Below are 15919 nucleotides of genomic sequence, written 5' to 3' on the forward strand. Positions count from 1 at the left end.
GCCAAATCTATATTGTATCGAGCCAATAATCAGCGAGGAATTCCCCACCAATTAAAGTTTTACTTTATCCCGCATTAACTGCCCGTAAAAGCCCGATTGGTGAGGGCTGATAATCAGTAGGAGAGGAACAACCTCCCCACTGATTAAAGTTTCACTTTATCACTTCGTTAATTGATGCCTAAATGCATAAATAACCGCCTGAGTACGGTCACTTACATTCAATTTATTTAATATATTACTCACATGTGTCTTTACCGTTTTCAGTGCAATAAATAACTCGTCCGCAATCTCTTGATTACTTTTTCCCTCTGCAATTAATAACAAAATCTCAAACTCTCTTTCCGTTAAATCATCATGCAAAGGTTGCTCTTTCTTTTGACGCATACGGGACATCATTTTCCCGGTAACTTTCGGCTCTAATACTGTTTCTCCATCATAAGTAGCTCTTACAGCATCAGCAATATCACTTGCTCTTGATGTTTTTAATAAGTAACTGGTCGCCCCAGCCTCAATAACAGGATACAATTTTTCGTCATCTAAAAAGCTTGTTACAACTACAATTTTTGCTTCTGGCCATTCTTGAATAATAGCACGTGTTGCTTCGACACCATCCATCTCATCCATAACAAGGTCCATTAAAATAATATCCGGCCTTAATTGCAATGCTAATTCTGATCCTTTTCTTCCATTCTCAGCTTCCCCTACTACTTCAATATCTGGCTGTGTAGATAAATATGCCGATACACCCATACGAACCATTTCATGATCATCGACAAGCAATACTTTTATCATACTTCTCCCCCTCTCTCAATCATGATCGGTACTTTTACTTCTATTTGTGTACCTTTGGCCGGGAAACTAAGTACCTTAAGTGTCCCACCAATTTCATGAACACGCTCTTGCATCGATCTTAGACCATATGAACCAGCCTTATTAACCCCTACTTCAAACCCAACGCCGTCATCAATGATTTTTAAAATCGCATATTGATCAATTTTTCGAAGGCGCACTTCTGTTTTCTTTGCCTTCGCGTGTCGCAACGTGTTTGATAGCGCTTCTTGCACAATACGGAATAAATGATCTTCTACACCTTTTTTTAATTCTATTGGCTCAATAAGCCATTCAATTTTCATATGTTGTTTTCGCGATAATTCCGTTAATAATTCCTCTATACCTTCTGTCAGTTTCTTACCTTCCAATTGTACAGGACGTAAATGAAGGAGCAATGCTCTCATTTCTGATTGAGCATTTACAACCATATTTTCAACAAGTTGCAATTGTTTTTTTGTCACATCTGGAAATTCAGTTATTTGTTCATTAATCGCTGACATCATCATAGACATTGCGAAAAGCTGCTGACTTACTGAATCATGCAACTCCCTTGCTAAACGATGCCTTTCTTGAGAAATCGCTTCTTGTCTCATCTCTTCATTCCAATGAGCTCGTTCATTCGTTACTTTTTGAAAGAGTCCAGCTTGCTCCTCTAATCGACGAGCCAGAACGATTACTTTTCGTTCCACTTCATGAAATTCATCATCTGCAGTAAACGAAACATCGCTCGGAAAATTCCCTCGCTCTACTTCAAATAGAAAAGTATTTAATCCTTGTATACGCTGCTCTATATAATAACCGATTGCATATCCTACAATTCCCCCGATAAGTAAACTTGTAGTCATAATAAACAAGCCAATTGGAACAGAAGCGATGGATTCCTTCCATAATAAATCATACACTTGTTGCTCGCTTTTCCATACATATACAATTGTACAAATGAGTGCGATACTAACTGAGGACAACATAGAATAACGAATATACATCCACGAAATATTTTTTTGTTTCTTCATTATACTTTCCTCACTTCCGTGTCGCCTACGACAAGCGAAGAAATAATTTTAATACGACGAGGAGCCTCTTTATACTGCTCTGTTCTAAATGTAACATTGCGGTTAAACCCTGTCTCTTCATGACCTGGCAAGAGCACACGTCCGACAATAACAGAATGATTTAAAGAAAGTTCAATATCATATGGCACATATAAACGAATATTACCAACGACACCCCGAATAACAATTACCGTTTCCCCTTCTGGAATCATAGCAGTTGTTAAATCTATTTCCACATCACAAGCACCATATTGAACATTAATATCCTCAAGTTCATAAATATGATCCATCATTCGTACATTGCCTACAAACATATTTTTCAAATATGTTTCTGTACGATATATTTGCTTCTCTTCGTCTATAATCCCTTTTTCTTTAATTTCAACCTTCATTGCTTTTTGCTGATGCCCTTGTTGAATCAATTGATAACCAATTAAAGCTAAACAAGCAAATACGACAAGAACAAATGCTGCTGATGAAAATAAGAAAAATAAAAATACGATACCACCAACAAATAAAAATACATTTCCCCGTACATAACGATTCTTTTTACGATAATGCCTTCCAAACATAAGCATAATAAATGCAAAAATGAGACCACCTGGTTCAAAATGTCCAAGTATCATATCAAGAAAAAGACCGAATCCAAATATGATGAGGAGCATCCCCATTAATTGTGTCTTTGAAAAATGTTTCTTCATTTCAGCTCCCCCCTTCTTGTCACATATACATAGAAGAAAAGGCATTGCTTTCCAACACCTTTTCTCCTATCACTATATCATAAGCCTGTTTTATAATATACTACTATTATTTTGTTAACTCTTTCGTTAACGATACATCATTCTTTTCTTTCATTTCACGCTCAAGTTTTGCAATTTTCATATCAAACGTGTCACGCTCATGCTCTTCATTCATACGAGTTTCTAAGTCACGAATATGATCTTCAATCTCTTCAAATCGTAAGAACGGATTATTTTCATCCATTTTATGCATCGCAGTATTCATACGACGATTTGCATGTGCCATATTTTCACGTGCCATTAGTTCCATGCGCTTTGCGTGCATTTCTTTTAATTTATTTTTCATTTCAGAAAGACGACGCTCTAACTCATCAATTTGCTCTACAACACCTGCATACATTTCTTCTAATCGAGTTACTTGCCCTTCATAATAAGCTACCTCTTCTAACGCACGTTCGTGCAATTGTAATTCGTCTGCTTCTTGAGCAATGATAGCTTGCTTTGATCTTTTATTAACGAAATAACGTGCTTGCTCAAGCTCACGAGCAAAATTAGATTTTAATGTTTTATGACGCTCAATTAACTTCTCAATTTTTGTTATTTCACGCTCACTATCACGTAAATATTGGTTTAACATCGCAATTGGATTTTTTCTTTCCTTCTCATCTAACACGTTATGAAAATCAGCTAAAATTGCATCGCGTACACGTCCGAATAAAGATTGTTTCATTATAAATCTTCCTCTCTTCTACTTTATTTATAATTTGATTTATTGTTTTAGTTTTTCATTAATTTGTTCCACTCATCTTCAAAGTTACTATATGGTTTAGAACTTTCTGGAGCAGATTCAACAACTACATCTTTTTCTTTTTTCCACTCACGGTATCCGTAGTATAAAACCACTAAAGCAGCGATACCGATTAATGCTGGCGAATGAGAAAGTGCAATGGATAAACCGATTAAACCAACAATACCCCAAGCTAACTTTCCAAAAAATGATTTAGCTCGCACAAATGATTTATAGCTCCAATATACAACTCCTGCTCCGATTGCGAATCCTACAATACCAGCAAGACTACCAAGAGCAATTAAAGCCAAAATACCGGCTGCGATAAACGCTAGAAATTGTTTCATCTTGTGCTTGCCTCCCTTCGATTTGATACTCTTATCTTAACTATTTTTTCATCTTTCCATAACGAGCTTAAGAACCGTTTTTAACTCAGACTTAAGACCGAGTCATATTCAGCCCTTTACGCAAAAAAACGTGCAGAGTCTATTCTCTGCACGTTTTTTAATTACTAACATTCATATTAAATTAAGCTGTTTTATGATACTCTTTTTTCTCAGCTACTTTCGAAAACCTTGGAAACCCAATTAAAATAGAAACAATCCCACATACTCCAACTAAGATTGGATAAAATGCATATGGCAACAATTCAACCGGAGATAACGCTGCAAATCCTGCTGCCGTTAACATTTGGGCACCGTACGGAATTAATCCTTGCACACAACATGAGAAAAGATCTAATACACTCGCTGATTTACGAGGATCTATTTCATATTGATCTGCAATATTTTTTGCAAGCGGGCCTGTAAAGATAATTGAAATCGTATTATTCGCTGTACACATATTCGTCATACTCACTAAACCAGCAATACCAAATTCCGCTCCTTTTTTCGAACGAATATTACGTGTTAATACATTCATTAAATATTGAATACCACCATTATATTGGATTAATTCAACCATACCGCCAATTAATATAGCAAGTAATACTAACTCCATCATACCGCCCATTCCAGTCGTTACACTTTTAAAGAAACTTTCTAACGTGTAACTTCCATCTATAAGGCCGATAACACCAGATAGTACAGTTCCACCAGTTAATACAATAAGTACATTCCAGCCAAGTAGCGCTGTAATAAGTACTCCTGCGTACGGTAAAATCTTTATCCAATCAAAGTTATGTGCTTTAATCTGCGTGTCACTTCCTGAAGTAACTATTACTAATAGTACAATTGTAATAATAGCCGCTGGTAACACAATTAAAAAGTTCGTTTTAAACTTATCTTTCATTTCTGTTCCTTGTGAACGAACAGCTGCGATTGTTGTATCTGAAATAAATGATAAATTATCACCAAACATCGCTCCGCCAACAACAGTAGCCATTGCAAGCGCAATTGAGATATCAGTTTGACCACTAATACCTACAGCAATCGGCGCTAATGCTGCAATTGTTCCCATTGAAGTTCCCATCGCTAATGAAATAAATGCACCAATAACAAAGATTCCAGCTACGATAAATCCTGGCGGTAAAATAGTTAACGCTAAATTAACAGTTGAGTCTACTCCGCCCATTCCTTTAGCAGTTTCAGAAAACGCACCTGCAAGCACAAAAATTAATACCATAATCATAATATCCGGATTTCCTGCACCTTTAGCGAACCGCTCTACTTTCACATTAAAACTTTCTTTACGATTCATCACTAAAGCGACTCCTACAGCAATTGAAATCGCTACAAGTATCGGCAATTTATAGAAATCACCTGTAATAATTCCAGAACCAATAAATAGCGCCAAAAATATCCCAAGTGGTAATAAAGCTAAACCATTTCCTCTCGTTTCTGTCAAAGTACCATCTCTCCCTAGTTTCAACCTTTTTCTAATGAATAACAAAAGACCTCTTCCGATGAGAAGAGGTCTTATACATCTATAAGAAACACTCTTCTCATCTTTCAAGCACACGCTTGCTGGATTTGGCACAGCACTCTGAAATCGAGTCCGCTGCCGAGGCATCGTAGGGCCAGTCCCTCCGCCTCTCTTTATAAGAAGGTTTCATATTTATTTTTTAATAATAATTTCTTCCCTAACTTTACTCGCTTACAAAACAAAAGTCAATTATTTTTTGTATAGATTTTTTTGGTAATTATACAAAAATTTGAATACAACAATCATTTTAACTTTTCGATTTCTTCTTCCAATATTGAAATCCAATAAAATTCACTATTTTTTATTGTTGCTAATATCCATTTCGTAGTGTGCCAAGCTAGCTCATACTCTTCCTTCGTGACATCACCACTTTTATAAGCATCCTCTAGCTCCTCTTCATCTAATACATACACCTTACCGCTAGATAATAATACTACATCTAAATATAAATCATCAAAATACGGTAAACCACGATCGTCTATTTTATATTCTTTCGCCACATCGATATAATATTGCACTAATTTTTTCTGATCATCTAACATAGCGGTAATCGCAAAGTTTTTCCCGTCTATGAAATATTGAATCCACGTATACTGATCTGCTGCAATACAAAGTTCTTCACCATCATATTCTTTACAACTAGGCTCTCTCACCTTTTTTATATCCAGTATTCCGAGCATTCCCTCTTCCACTTGCTTAACCGTATAACTCTTTTCTATTAGTCTCTTCCACGAAGAACCGTCACCATATTTTCGTTTCATTATGTCTGCTCCTCTTCTATATACAGAAAAGCTCCCACATATTATGTGAGAGCTTGTTCATATTATAATTAAGCCGCTTGACCCTTTTCAGAAATCTCTTTTAAATAAGCTTGTCCTTTTTCAGCGTCATATTGACCTTCCCACTTAGACATAACTACAGCTGCTAAAGAGTTTCCTACAACGTTAACTGCTGTACGAGCCATATCTAAAATACGGTCAATACCAGCAATGAACGCTAAGCCTTCAGGTGGAATACCTACTGTACCAAGTGTCGCTAATAATACAACGAATGATACGCCCGGTACACCTGCGATCCCTTTTGATGTAACCATTAATACAAGCAACAATGTAATTTGTTGTGTAATAGATAAATCAATACCGTACATTTGCGCTAAGAAAATAGCCGCAATTGCTTGATATAAAGTTGATCCATCTAAGTTAAATGAATAACCTGTCGGAATAACGAAAGATGTAATTGCTTTCGGACAACCGAATTTCTCCATTTTCTCCATGATTTTTGGTAAAACTGTTTCTGAGCTTGCTGTAGAATACGCTAAAATCAGCTCGTCTTTTAAAATCTTAAAGAATTGGAAAATGTTAATTCCAAATATTTTCGCTGTAAGTCCTAAGACAACTACGACGAAGAAGATCATTGCTCCATATACGACAATTAGTAATTTCCCTAATGGAATTAATGAAGCAAGACCAAATGTAGAAACTGTAACACCAATTAGTGCAAATACACCAAATGGCGCAAATTTCATAACTTGGTTTGTTACGTAAAACATTGCGTCAGCTACACCTTGGAAAAATTGAAGAACTGGTCTTCCTCTTTCACCAATTGCTGCTACACCTAAACCAAATAGTACAGAGAAGAAGATAATAGCTAGCATATCTCCGTCAGCTAACGACTTCATAATGTTCGTTGGAACAATATTTACAAATGTATCTGCAAATGAATGACTTTGTACTTGCTCTGTCGTATGTGTATATTTCGAAATATCTGTCTTTGTTAACTGCTCCATATTTACGCCTTTTCCTGGTTGGAAAATATTCGCTATTAATAGACCGACAATAATTGCAATTGTTGTAATGATTTCAAAGTAAATAATTGTTTTTCCGCCTAGTCGACCTAGTTTTTTAACATCGCCAACACCAGCAACCCCAACAACAATACTTGCTACAACAATTGGCACAACGATCATTTTAATTAATCGGATGAAAATATCACCAATTGGTTGTAAATAACTCACCACTGCTGGATTGCCAAAGAAAATCGCCCCAACCGCAATACCAAGCGCAAGTCCTATTAATATTTGCCATGCTAGTCCTATTCTTTTCATATTTGTTGTAACCCCCTCTTCGATGTGTCACTCTATCTCTCATTCTATCTCTATAAAACTAAGAAATTAAGAGTATTACATATTATTCGACAATTCACTACATTTTGTCCCTGTTAAAAATCATAAATCAAAAATTTAAATCTGACAACAAAATAACTTTGCCCGAACGCAAATAATTTTCTTGACAAAAAGTAGACCCATGTCAGAAAACCTCACATGAGAACGATTCCTCACTAGTGTTTTATTAGCTTTCCAAGTAATATTTCACCTCATAAAAACGATTACTTTCCTCCTTCATTTTACAGGAGAATTCCAAAATATACCTTTGTTACACATATGAATAAAATGTAAGCACTATGACAATTACAGTTGAAAAATGATAAATTCCGACAAAACTTAGCAATTTTATAAAATTTTCTTTACATTATGATTACAACGATAGACACCCTTCTTCTTATGATATATAACATTCATAGGGAAAGGAGTCAGACAACAATGAAAAAGAAATTTGCAGCGTTTAGTGTTTTAGCAGCAGGAACGATTTTTGCTTCCCCGTTACTTTCACCCGTATACGCTGAAACGAATCAAGATAAATTATCTAACATTCAATCTGAATTAGAAGGCAAACAAAGTGACTTACAAAATAAATCAGTCGAGAAAGAACAAATAGAAAAAGAAATTCAAGAATTACAGAAGAAAATTGATGAATTAACTACGTCCATTAATAAAAATGAGACTGAATTAAACGATACAAAAAAAGAAATTAGCAAAACACAACAAGTAATTACTGACAAAAAGAAACATATAGAACAATTACAAACAAACATAGATACACGTCAGGAAGTTATTAAACAACGATTACAATCTATGCAAGAAAAACCGCGTACAAATATCATTACAGAAGTATTAACAAACTCTACAAACATTGCTGATCTTGTTGATAATATGTACTCCGTAAGTTTAATATTAAACAACGATACAGATATTGTAAAAAAACAAACATCTGATCAAAATGCTGTAACGACAGAAAAAGAGGCTGTTGAGAAAAAAGAACAACAACTGAAAGACTCTGAACAAAAACTAGAACAAAAACAACAAGAATTACAAAATAACCAACAGCAGCAACAAACTCTTATTAACGATCTACATACGAAAGTAGCAAAAGTAGATTCAGAGATTGAAGGTTTAGAAGAATCCAAAGGCATTTTAGAAAATCAACGTCAAGCTGTTCAAAAAGCAATTGAAGAAGAAAAACGGGCGGAAGAAGCTCGTAAAACGGAAGAAGCCCGCCAAGCAGAAGAGGCTCGCAAACAACAAGCTACTAAATCTGCTCAAGCGGCCCCAACACCACATGATACAAATATCGGTGGTTTTATCAAACCAGCAGCTGGATCAAAAACTTCCGGATTTGGTGTACGTTCTTTAGATAACCATAAAGGAATTGACATCGCTGCTTCGGGAACGGTTCCAATTATCGCTGCTGCAGATGGCGTTGTTATTCGCTCAGAATTATCATCTAGTTACGGAAACGTAGTGTATTTATCTCACCGTATAAACGGAAAAACATATACGACAGTATATGCTCATATGAATAGTCGTTCTGTATCGAATGGACAAACTGTAAAACAAGGCGATCAGCTTGGATTTATGGGGAATACGGGCCAATCATACGGACAACATTTACACTTCGAACTTCATCTTGGAGAATGGAATGTCGGCAAGACAAACGCAGTGGACCCATCTCCTTATATCGGATTATAAAAAACCTCGGTGCCTACCGAGGTTTTTTATTTACACTTCACACAATATAGGCATTCTACATAGACTATAACTAAATGCCTATAGTTTTTACGAGGTGATCCATATGAATACGCAATTACAACAAAAAATAGAATAAGCTAGAGAAACGTATATTGGCCGGATATTTACATTTGGCGGCTCAGTTTTATTTTTAATCGGTTCATTCCTCGCAGTCACCACAGCCTATAAAGCGTATAATCGTCTATTACATTCATCAACATAAAAAAAGACGGGAGATCCCCGCCTTTTTTTATGCAAACATTTTAAATACACCTATCGCATTTAAAAATACAATTATTACAGTTACCGGAATAACATAACGAAGTAAGAAGAACCAAATGTTAAATAACGTTTTCCCTTTCGTTTCCGTCACTTCTAATTCTTTCATCAACAATTCTTTACTCATTTTATTTGGTACAAATAATGAAATAGCTAGTACCCCTAACGGTAGCAATACGTTACTTACTGAAAAGTCGACTAAATCAAAGAATGTTTTCCCAAATATTTTCACGTCACTCATAATCCCAAATGATAACGCTGATGGAATACCGACTGCAAAAATAAGAATACCAATTAATAATGATGCTGATGGACGCTTCTTCTCATTACCTTTCGCAACAGATGCTACTACAATTTCAAGCATTGAAATTGCTGATGTTAAAGTCGCAAAGAAGAATAAAATTAAAAACATAATAAAGAAAAATTGACCAAATGGTATTTTTGCAAATACTGCTGGAAGGACGATAAACAGTAATCCCGGTCCTTCAGTCGGTTTAACTCCTAATGCGAAAATCGCTGGGAAAATTGCTAATCCTGCAAGTACTGTAACAAAAACAGTTAAACTTACAATAGATGTTGCCGATTTCGCTAAATGTTCCTCTTTCTTTAAATACGAACTATACGTTACCATTACCGAGGCACCTACAGTTAGCGAGAAGAAAGATTGTCCCATCGCATATAAAATTGTATCTGCTGTAAGCTTTGAAAAATCTGGTTTTAAGAAGAACTCTACTCCAGCAAAAGCACCATCGAGTGTTAACGCACGAACAATAATCGCAATAAATAAAATAAATAATAGCGGCATCATGTACTTACTTGCCTTTTCTATACCTTTCTCTACACCTTTACTTACAACAAAAATCGTACAAAGCATAAAGATAAATTGTGCTCCAATCGCACTTAATGGATTTGAAATCGTTTCACCGAACAATTGTCCATAATCAGCTGCACCATTCCAGAAACTTCCTGTCACACTATAATATAAATAAAGTAAAATCCATCCACCTACAACACTATAAAAAGATAGTACACTAAAACAAGTAACAACTCCCATACGACCAATCCAAGGATATAATTTGCTATTTGGCACTAGTACTTTATAAGCTGTAACCGCCTCTTTTTGCGTGCTACGTCCAATAACAAACTCCGCTATTAGAAGAGGCATACCTATAAATAAAGTTAATAGTAAAAATACAAGGAAGAATGCGCCTCCCCCGCCATTACCTGCAACATATGGAAATTTCCATATCGCACCAAGACCTACTGCGGCTCCGGCTGCTGCGAGTACAAAGCCTATTTTCGACGTCCATTGCTGTGTTTCTTTCATCATAATTTCTCCTTTTCTGAATATTTAAACTTTTGTTGATTATACACTTTCATTTCATACTCGCACACCTCCTTTAGAAAATAAAAAAGTCCCCTACACGCAAATATGCATGTAGAGGACGATATATGTAATGTAAATACCGTGGTACCACCTCAATTGGATTGATAAATCCCACTTGTTCAAGTACAGGAATAATTCCGATACTCTATCCTTTTAACGGCGGAACCCGGGTTGCCTACTACAATGTTCAACATACCTCTCGCAAGCCCATTCTGTATATTTTATCGTACCGGGCTCCCACCTAACCCCAGCTCTCTGAACGCATCAAATATACGTACTCTTCTTGCTCATCGATTTCATCTATTGAAGTTACTTGTGATTATAAATTATATTTTTATATTTGTAAAGCGCACTTTATCTTTTATTATTTTAAAACCTTTTCCTCTAACTCACGTAAAAAACTTTCTCTTTTCCCCTCATTTTGCACATATACTGATTTCAACACTTCTTGGAGCAATATATTTCGTTCCCTCTTTTCTAACTGTAAATCTTTTAACTTCAACCTTACTTCATATAAAAAATCTAAATACGATTCATATGTCTCATCATATTTATTTGCAATATCATCTCGAATTTTTTTTGCGAGCTTCGGGCTCGCTCCCCCAGTAGAAACTGCTATATTAAGTAAACCACGATGAATCGCTGCCGGAAAATGAACATTACCACTTTCCGGATTTGTAATAACATTTACTAATTGATTCTCAGCGGCATCTTCAGCAACTTGTTCATTTAATATTGAATCACTACTCGCTGCAACAACTAAAAAAGCACTTTTAATATCACTTTTTTCATATTCTCTTTGATACCAACGAATTTTCTTTTCTTCCACAAGTTTTACTAAATTCGCATCTAATTCTGGACTTATCACAACTATATCCGCACCCTGTTTGAGTAAAGGAATAATTTTAAATCCTGCAACTTTTCCCCCGCCAATAACAACAACGCGTTTCTCATTAACTCGCACTGTAAGTGGATACATACTGATCTCCTTTCAATAACTCCGTCGTTTTCTGAATTAACATATCTTGAAACGCTTCATTCTTCCCTAAATATGGACTGAGTTTTATCTCTTCCACTTCATATTGGCGCACTTCTTTCTCAATATGTTTCATAAGTAAACCTGTAAATAACAAGTAAGGCAGTACAACGATGTTCTTTTCTTTTCGTTCTACAACTTCCTTTAACTTCTCCTCAAATTTTGGCTCTGCAGCCGCTAAATAACAAACTTCTACTTTTTTAACCTTCTCTTTTGTTTGAAATAAAGAAGCAATCCAGTTTATATCTCTTAATACTTCAGGATCACTGCTCCCTCTTGCAACAAGAAGTAACGTCACTTCATTTTTATCTTCCTGTTCGATGCCACTTCCGCTATACACCGATTTAACAAGTGTTTCTGATACACCAAACGGATTACCATAGGTCACTTTAACATCCGAAAATTGATTAGTTAACTTTTCCAATTCAAAAGGGATATCTTTTTTTACATGACCTGCCGCTAATAAAAAAACAGGGATAGCAATAATCTCAGTGGCCCCACGCTTCACACATGTACGAAAACCATCTTCAATAGAAGGATTCGCTAACTCTAAAAAACAAACTTCTTGAATAGTCGCTTCTATACGGCTCATACACGATGTAATAAATTGAATCGCCTCTTCTTTCGCTGTCTTCAAACGACTTCCATGACATATATATAAGACGGCTTTCATTTTACAACACTCCACTTACTTGATAAGCATTTTCTGTCTGCTTCTCAAACCAATGAATTTTCTCTCTAAAACGGACAACCTCTCCAATTACAATCATACTCGGATTTTGAATTTGCTCTTTTTTCGCAACATCTACAATTGTCCCTAACGTTCCAACAACTGTGCGTTGCATAGACGTCGTCCCCTGCTCAATAATAGCAGCTGGCGTACTTTTATCTTTTCCATGCTTCATAAGTTGCTCACATATGTAGGGCAAATTACTAACCCCCATATATACCGCTAAAGTCTCTACACCTTTCGCTAAACTTTCCCATTTCACTTCTTCTTCAGCACCTTCTTTCCTATGCCCAGTCACAATAGCAAAACTTGCACTTGCATCACGGTGCGTCACTGGAATGCCCGCATAAGCAGGAGCAGCTATTCCAGCTGAAATACCAGGAATGATTTCAAATGGTACACCTTGCTTTGCTAATGCTTCAGCTTCTTCTCCCCCTCTACCAAATACAAATGGATCGCCGCCCTTAAGCCTCGTTACAACTTTTCCTTTTTTCGCATACTTAATAAGAAACGTGTTAATTGTCTCTTGCTTCATCGTGTGATAATTCGGGAGTTTTCCGCAATAAATTAAATCCGCGTCAGGCTTTGCGTGTGAAAGCAGCTCTTTATTCACAAGTCGGTCGTATAAAATAACATCTGCCTTCTCAATACATTTCAACCCTTTAACAGTAATTAAATCTGGATCGCCAGGACCCGCTCCAACAATATAAACCTTTCCCATCATCTCTCCTCATTTCTTCTATTAAAATGAAACTTCCATTCGTATATAAGAATGGAAGTTTTTATTTTTTCGTATTACTGATCTCTACTCATGGATAACAAATGCCCCACCTTTTCGAATCTTCTTTTTTTCAAACAAAGAAATCTCTTTTACCTCTGGCAACGGTAAAAAATGCTTTTCAAGCTCAATCTCCGCAAGCTTAAATGCCTGTTCTTCACTTTGAGCAACAACAACAATCGGAACAATACTATTTACTAACACAGCTTCAAATCGATATAAATCCATATCGTCCCTCCTAAGACGCTATTACTTCTTCTAGCACGTTATTTAACGCTATTTGTAATGTATCTACACCAACACGACCTACAAAATCATAAAATGTTTCGGCTGGTAATTTATTTTCTTTGAAATAACTTATAAATGATGCGAGTACATCAGGTAGGTCCTCACCATCTATTTTTCCTTTTAACTTTTGATTGTAGGCACCGCCATCTAACAATGTTCCACCAACGTATATTTCAAACGCTTCAACAATGCCTTTTTCCTTCGTTTTCATTTTCACCCCTTGTAACCCAATGTCAGCAATTTGACGTTGACCACATGAATTCGGGCAACCTACCATATGAATTCGAACTGGAACATCGAGTGCAATTTGTGTATCTAAGTATTCTGCAATTTTTCGTAATCTTTCTTTCGTTTCTACTAGTGCAAGATTACAATATTCAATACCGGTACATGAAACCGCATGACCAATAAATGATTTCGGGCTTGCAGATATCGTTTCAAATAACGGTTCACTAAGTAATCCTTTTACATTTTCCGGAGGAACGTTCGGAATAATGAAATTTTGCGAGTTACATGTACGAATTTGTCCATTTCCATATTGCTTTGCGATTCTTGCAACCTCAAACATTTCTTCTGCATGTAAACGACCTACCGGTACATTAAAACCTACATATTTTAATCCCTTTTGTTTTTGGTCTTGAACACCATAAAAATAGCCTGCATTCCATCCTTTGAGTGCACTTTCCCCTTTACTTTGTAAAGGCCCTGTATACTCTATTAGTTTCTCTTTAAATTTCTCTGCTCCCCAGTCCGCAACAAGAAATTTCAAACGTGCTAAATGACGTTTCTCACGATATCCAAAATCACGGAATATAGTAGCAATCGCAATCGCCACCGCCTTCACTTCTTCTGGTAAAACGAATACATCTAATTCATCAGCTAAATATGGACGGGCTGATAACCCTCCGCCTACTTTTATATGAAAACCAACTTTTTTCTCACCATCTATTTCTTTCGTAGCAGGTGTAAATGCAACACAGTTAATCTCTGCGTTTGCTGAGTTATAAATATTAGAACTAATAGACATTTTAAATTTACGTGGTAAATTAGAAAACTCTTCATTATGCTGGAAGTAATCGTATACTTCTTTTACAATATGCGTTGTATCAAATAATTCATTTGCATCAATGCCAGCAAGTGGATTACCTGTAATATTACGCGTTATATCACCACACGCTCCAGCTGAAGATAATCCCACTCTCGCTAATCTATTAAAAATATCTGGAATTTGATGAATTTCTAACCAATGAAACTGAATCGCCTGTCTCGTCGTAATATCTATTACATCACGTCCATAATCTTCAGCGATAGAAGCAAGCACTTCTGCCTGTGCATTCGTAATAATCCCTGACGGAATATTTACCCGCATCATAAAATAACCAGCTTCTTTCGGTCTTTGTAAATACAACCCTGCCCATTTAAAGGCATCCCACTCTTCTTTCGGAATAGATTCGAATCCATTTTCCGCATAGTAAGGAATATCATTAAAAATTTCTAAGCCATCTTTTTCTAATTTATTTTTCTCCGTCTGATTTAATTTTTCATTGTTAGCCCATACTTTTTCATAACTCATTGTTTATCCCCCTATATAAAACTACGCTCTTGTAAGTACTTCACGATTTGTTCTGCACATTCTTCAATAGAATATTTGTGCGTTTCTACAATTAATTCCGCTTGCTCTGGCTCTTCATAAGGCGAATCAATACCTGTGAAATCCTTAATATCACCTTTTCTTGCCTTTTTATAAAGTCCTTTCGGATCACGTTTCTCACACTCTTCAATCGGACACTTCACAAAAATTTCAATAAATTCATCTGCCGCTAATAAATCTCTTACTTGTTTGCGGTCTACTCGAAATGGTGAAATAAATGCTGTAAGGACAACTGCTCCTTGGTCTACAAATAACTTTGCCACTTCGCCAATACGTCTTATATTTTCCATGCGATCACTTTCAGAAAATCCTAAGTCTTTATTTAAACCGTGGCGAATGTTATCCCCATCCAGCACATAATTTCCAATATTCTTTTCAAACAGTTTACGAGCGACCGCATTCGCTACTGTAGATTTACCCGAAGCTGATAAACCAGTAAACCAAATTACAAAACTATGGTGTCCATTCTTCACTCTTCTCTCATCTTTTGAAACCGAAGCTGTATGCCAAGTAATATTCGTATCCATCTCGTT

Annotated in this window: 16 protein-coding genes, 1 riboswitch and 1 other annotated feature; of the genes, 1 reads left to right on the forward strand and 15 read right to left on the reverse strand. The window is 36.1% G+C overall.

Annotated elements, in window-relative coordinates:
• Positions 1–159 precede the first annotated feature (159 nt).
• The 8 genes from ACTFO4_RS27975 to gltP form a co-directional block, all read right to left on the reverse strand.
• Positions 160–792, reverse strand: a complete 633-nt coding sequence (locus tag ACTFO4_RS27975; RefSeq protein ID WP_000598707.1) for a response regulator — start codon at positions 790–792, stop codon at positions 160–162.
• Entirely contained in the window at positions 789–1844 is a 1056-nt protein-coding gene (locus tag ACTFO4_RS27980) for a sensor histidine kinase (RefSeq protein ID WP_000744326.1), read from the reverse strand. The genes ACTFO4_RS27975 and ACTFO4_RS27980 overlap by 4 nt, the downstream gene beginning before the upstream one ends.
• Positions 1844–2584 (reverse strand): cell wall-active antibiotics response protein LiaF, encoded by a 741-nt coding sequence (liaF, locus tag ACTFO4_RS27985; protein WP_000716095.1) that lies wholly within the window; start codon positions 2582–2584, stop codon positions 1844–1846. The genes ACTFO4_RS27980 and liaF overlap by 1 nt, the downstream gene beginning before the upstream one ends.
• A gap of 106 nt (positions 2585–2690) precedes the next feature.
• The gene (locus ACTFO4_RS27990; RefSeq protein ID WP_000814124.1) at positions 2691–3353 is read right to left on the reverse strand and encodes a PspA/IM30 family protein; all 663 of its coding nucleotides are present in this window, start codon (positions 3351–3353) and stop codon (positions 2691–2693) included.
• 47 nt (positions 3354–3400) lie between these two features.
• Positions 3401–3757 carry a lmo0954 family membrane protein gene (locus ACTFO4_RS27995; RefSeq protein WP_000808640.1) on the reverse strand — a complete coding sequence of 119 codons (357 nt, stop codon included), beginning with the start codon at positions 3755–3757 and terminating at the stop codon, positions 3401–3403.
• A gap of 181 nt (positions 3758–3938) precedes the next feature.
• Entirely contained in the window at positions 3939–5255 is a 1317-nt protein-coding gene (locus ACTFO4_RS28000; protein ID WP_061456965.1) for a Na+/H+ antiporter NhaC family protein, read from the reverse strand.
• A 94-nt stretch (positions 5256–5349) separates the two neighbouring features.
• A riboswitch (SAM riboswitch) is annotated at positions 5350–5455 on the reverse strand.
• A gap of 120 nt (positions 5456–5575) precedes the next feature.
• Positions 5576–6094: a DUF402 domain-containing protein gene (locus tag ACTFO4_RS28005; RefSeq protein WP_000824664.1), complete on the reverse strand. Its 519-nt coding sequence runs from the start codon at positions 6092–6094 to the stop codon at positions 5576–5578.
• A 68-nt stretch (positions 6095–6162) separates the two neighbouring features.
• The gene (gene gltP, locus ACTFO4_RS28010; protein WP_000821134.1) at positions 6163–7437 is read right to left on the reverse strand and encodes a glutamate/aspartate:proton symporter GltP; all 1275 of its coding nucleotides are present in this window, start codon (positions 7435–7437) and stop codon (positions 6163–6165) included.
• A 495-nt stretch (positions 7438–7932) separates the two neighbouring features.
• On the opposite strand from gltP, the gene ACTFO4_RS28015 reads away from it, so the two are divergent.
• Positions 7933–9198, forward strand: a complete 1266-nt coding sequence (locus ACTFO4_RS28015) for a murein hydrolase activator EnvC family protein (protein WP_078421009.1) — start codon at positions 7933–7935, stop codon at positions 9196–9198.
• Positions 9199–9487: 289 nt separating this feature from the next.
• Here the strand turns inward: ACTFO4_RS28015 and ACTFO4_RS28020 are convergent, their stop codons facing one another.
• The 7 genes from ACTFO4_RS28020 to cysC all read right to left on the reverse strand — a co-directional run bounded on the left by ACTFO4_RS28020 (position 9488) and on the right by cysC (position 15913).
• Complete coding sequence (locus ACTFO4_RS28020) at positions 9488–10843, reverse strand: sodium-dependent transporter (protein ID WP_000665430.1); 1356 nt, start codon at positions 10841–10843, stop codon at positions 9488–9490.
• Between the two features lie 111 nt (positions 10844–10954).
• Positions 10955–11203, reverse strand: a binding site (T-box leader).
• A 64-nt stretch (positions 11204–11267) separates the two neighbouring features.
• On the reverse strand, positions 11268–11882 hold the full coding sequence (locus tag ACTFO4_RS28025; RefSeq protein WP_000283356.1) for an NAD(P)-binding protein: 615 nt from the start codon (positions 11880–11882) through the stop codon (positions 11268–11270).
• A complete protein-coding gene (locus tag ACTFO4_RS28030) occupies positions 11857–12612 on the reverse strand; it encodes a sirohydrochlorin chelatase (RefSeq protein WP_061456964.1) in 756 nt (251 codons plus the stop codon). The genes ACTFO4_RS28025 and ACTFO4_RS28030 overlap by 26 nt, the downstream gene beginning before the upstream one ends.
• A 1-nt stretch (position 12613) precedes the next feature.
• A complete protein-coding gene (gene cobA, locus ACTFO4_RS28035; RefSeq protein ID WP_000521255.1) occupies positions 12614–13390 on the reverse strand; it encodes a uroporphyrinogen-III C-methyltransferase in 777 nt (258 codons plus the stop codon).
• Between the two features lie 84 nt (positions 13391–13474).
• A complete protein-coding gene (locus ACTFO4_RS28040) occupies positions 13475–13675 on the reverse strand; it encodes a DUF3906 family protein (protein ID WP_000366914.1) in 201 nt (66 codons plus the stop codon).
• A gap of 10 nt (positions 13676–13685) precedes the next feature.
• Positions 13686–15308, reverse strand: a complete 1623-nt coding sequence (locus ACTFO4_RS28045; protein WP_061456963.1) for a nitrite/sulfite reductase — start codon at positions 15306–15308, stop codon at positions 13686–13688.
• Positions 15309–15319: 11 nt separating this feature from the next.
• Positions 15320–15913 carry an adenylyl-sulfate kinase gene (cysC, locus tag ACTFO4_RS28050; protein WP_000380499.1) on the reverse strand — a complete coding sequence of 198 codons (594 nt, stop codon included), beginning with the start codon at positions 15911–15913 and terminating at the stop codon, positions 15320–15322.
• Positions 15914–15919 lie beyond the last annotated feature (6 nt).

It is taken from the genome of Bacillus cereus group sp. MYBKT14-1 (assembly GCF_051915185.1).
Taxonomy (GTDB): domain Bacteria; phylum Bacillota; class Bacilli; order Bacillales; family Bacillaceae_G; genus Bacillus_A; species Bacillus_A cereus.

Excerpts from the sequence above, each read along its gene's own strand:
- ACTFO4_RS27975 (WP_000598707.1), bottom strand. The coding sequence starts at position 792 with ATGATAAAAGTATTGCTTGTCGATGATCATGAAATGGTTCGTATGGGT.
- ACTFO4_RS27980 (WP_000744326.1), bottom strand. The coding sequence starts at position 1,844 with ATGAAGAAACAAAAAAATATTTCGTGGATGTATATTCGTTATTCTATG.
- liaF (WP_000716095.1), bottom strand. The coding sequence starts at position 2,584 with ATGAAGAAACATTTTTCAAAGACACAATTAATGGGGATGCTCCTCATC.
- ACTFO4_RS27990 (WP_000814124.1), bottom strand. The coding sequence starts at position 3,353 with ATGAAACAATCTTTATTCGGACGTGTACGCGATGCAATTTTAGCTGAT.
- ACTFO4_RS27995 (WP_000808640.1), bottom strand. The coding sequence starts at position 3,757 with ATGAAACAATTTCTAGCGTTTATCGCAGCCGGTATTTTGGCTTTAATT.
- ACTFO4_RS28005 (WP_000824664.1), bottom strand. The coding sequence starts at position 6,094 with ATGAAACGAAAATATGGTGACGGTTCTTCGTGGAAGAGACTAATAGAA.
- gltP (WP_000821134.1), bottom strand. The coding sequence starts at position 7,437 with ATGAAAAGAATAGGACTAGCATGGCAAATATTAATAGGACTTGCGCTT.
- ACTFO4_RS28015 (WP_078421009.1), top strand. The coding sequence starts at position 7,933 with ATGAAAAAGAAATTTGCAGCGTTTAGTGTTTTAGCAGCAGGAACGATT.
- ACTFO4_RS28020 (WP_000665430.1), bottom strand. The coding sequence starts at position 10,843 with ATGAAAGAAACACAGCAATGGACGTCGAAAATAGGCTTTGTACTCGCA.
- ACTFO4_RS28025 (WP_000283356.1), bottom strand. The coding sequence starts at position 11,882 with ATGTATCCACTTACAGTGCGAGTTAATGAGAAACGCGTTGTTGTTATT.
- ACTFO4_RS28030 (WP_061456964.1), bottom strand. The coding sequence starts at position 12,612 with ATGAAAGCCGTCTTATATATATGTCATGGAAGTCGTTTGAAGACAGCG.
- cobA (WP_000521255.1), bottom strand. The coding sequence starts at position 13,390 with ATGGGAAAGGTTTATATTGTTGGAGCGGGTCCTGGCGATCCAGATTTA.
- ACTFO4_RS28040 (WP_000366914.1), bottom strand. The coding sequence starts at position 13,675 with ATGGATTTATATCGATTTGAAGCTGTGTTAGTAAATAGTATTGTTCCG.
- ACTFO4_RS28045 (WP_061456963.1), bottom strand. The coding sequence starts at position 15,308 with ATGAGTTATGAAAAAGTATGGGCTAACAATGAAAAATTAAATCAGACG.
- cysC (WP_000380499.1), bottom strand. The coding sequence starts at position 15,913 with ATGGATACGAATATTACTTGGCATACAGCTTCGGTTTCAAAAGATGAG.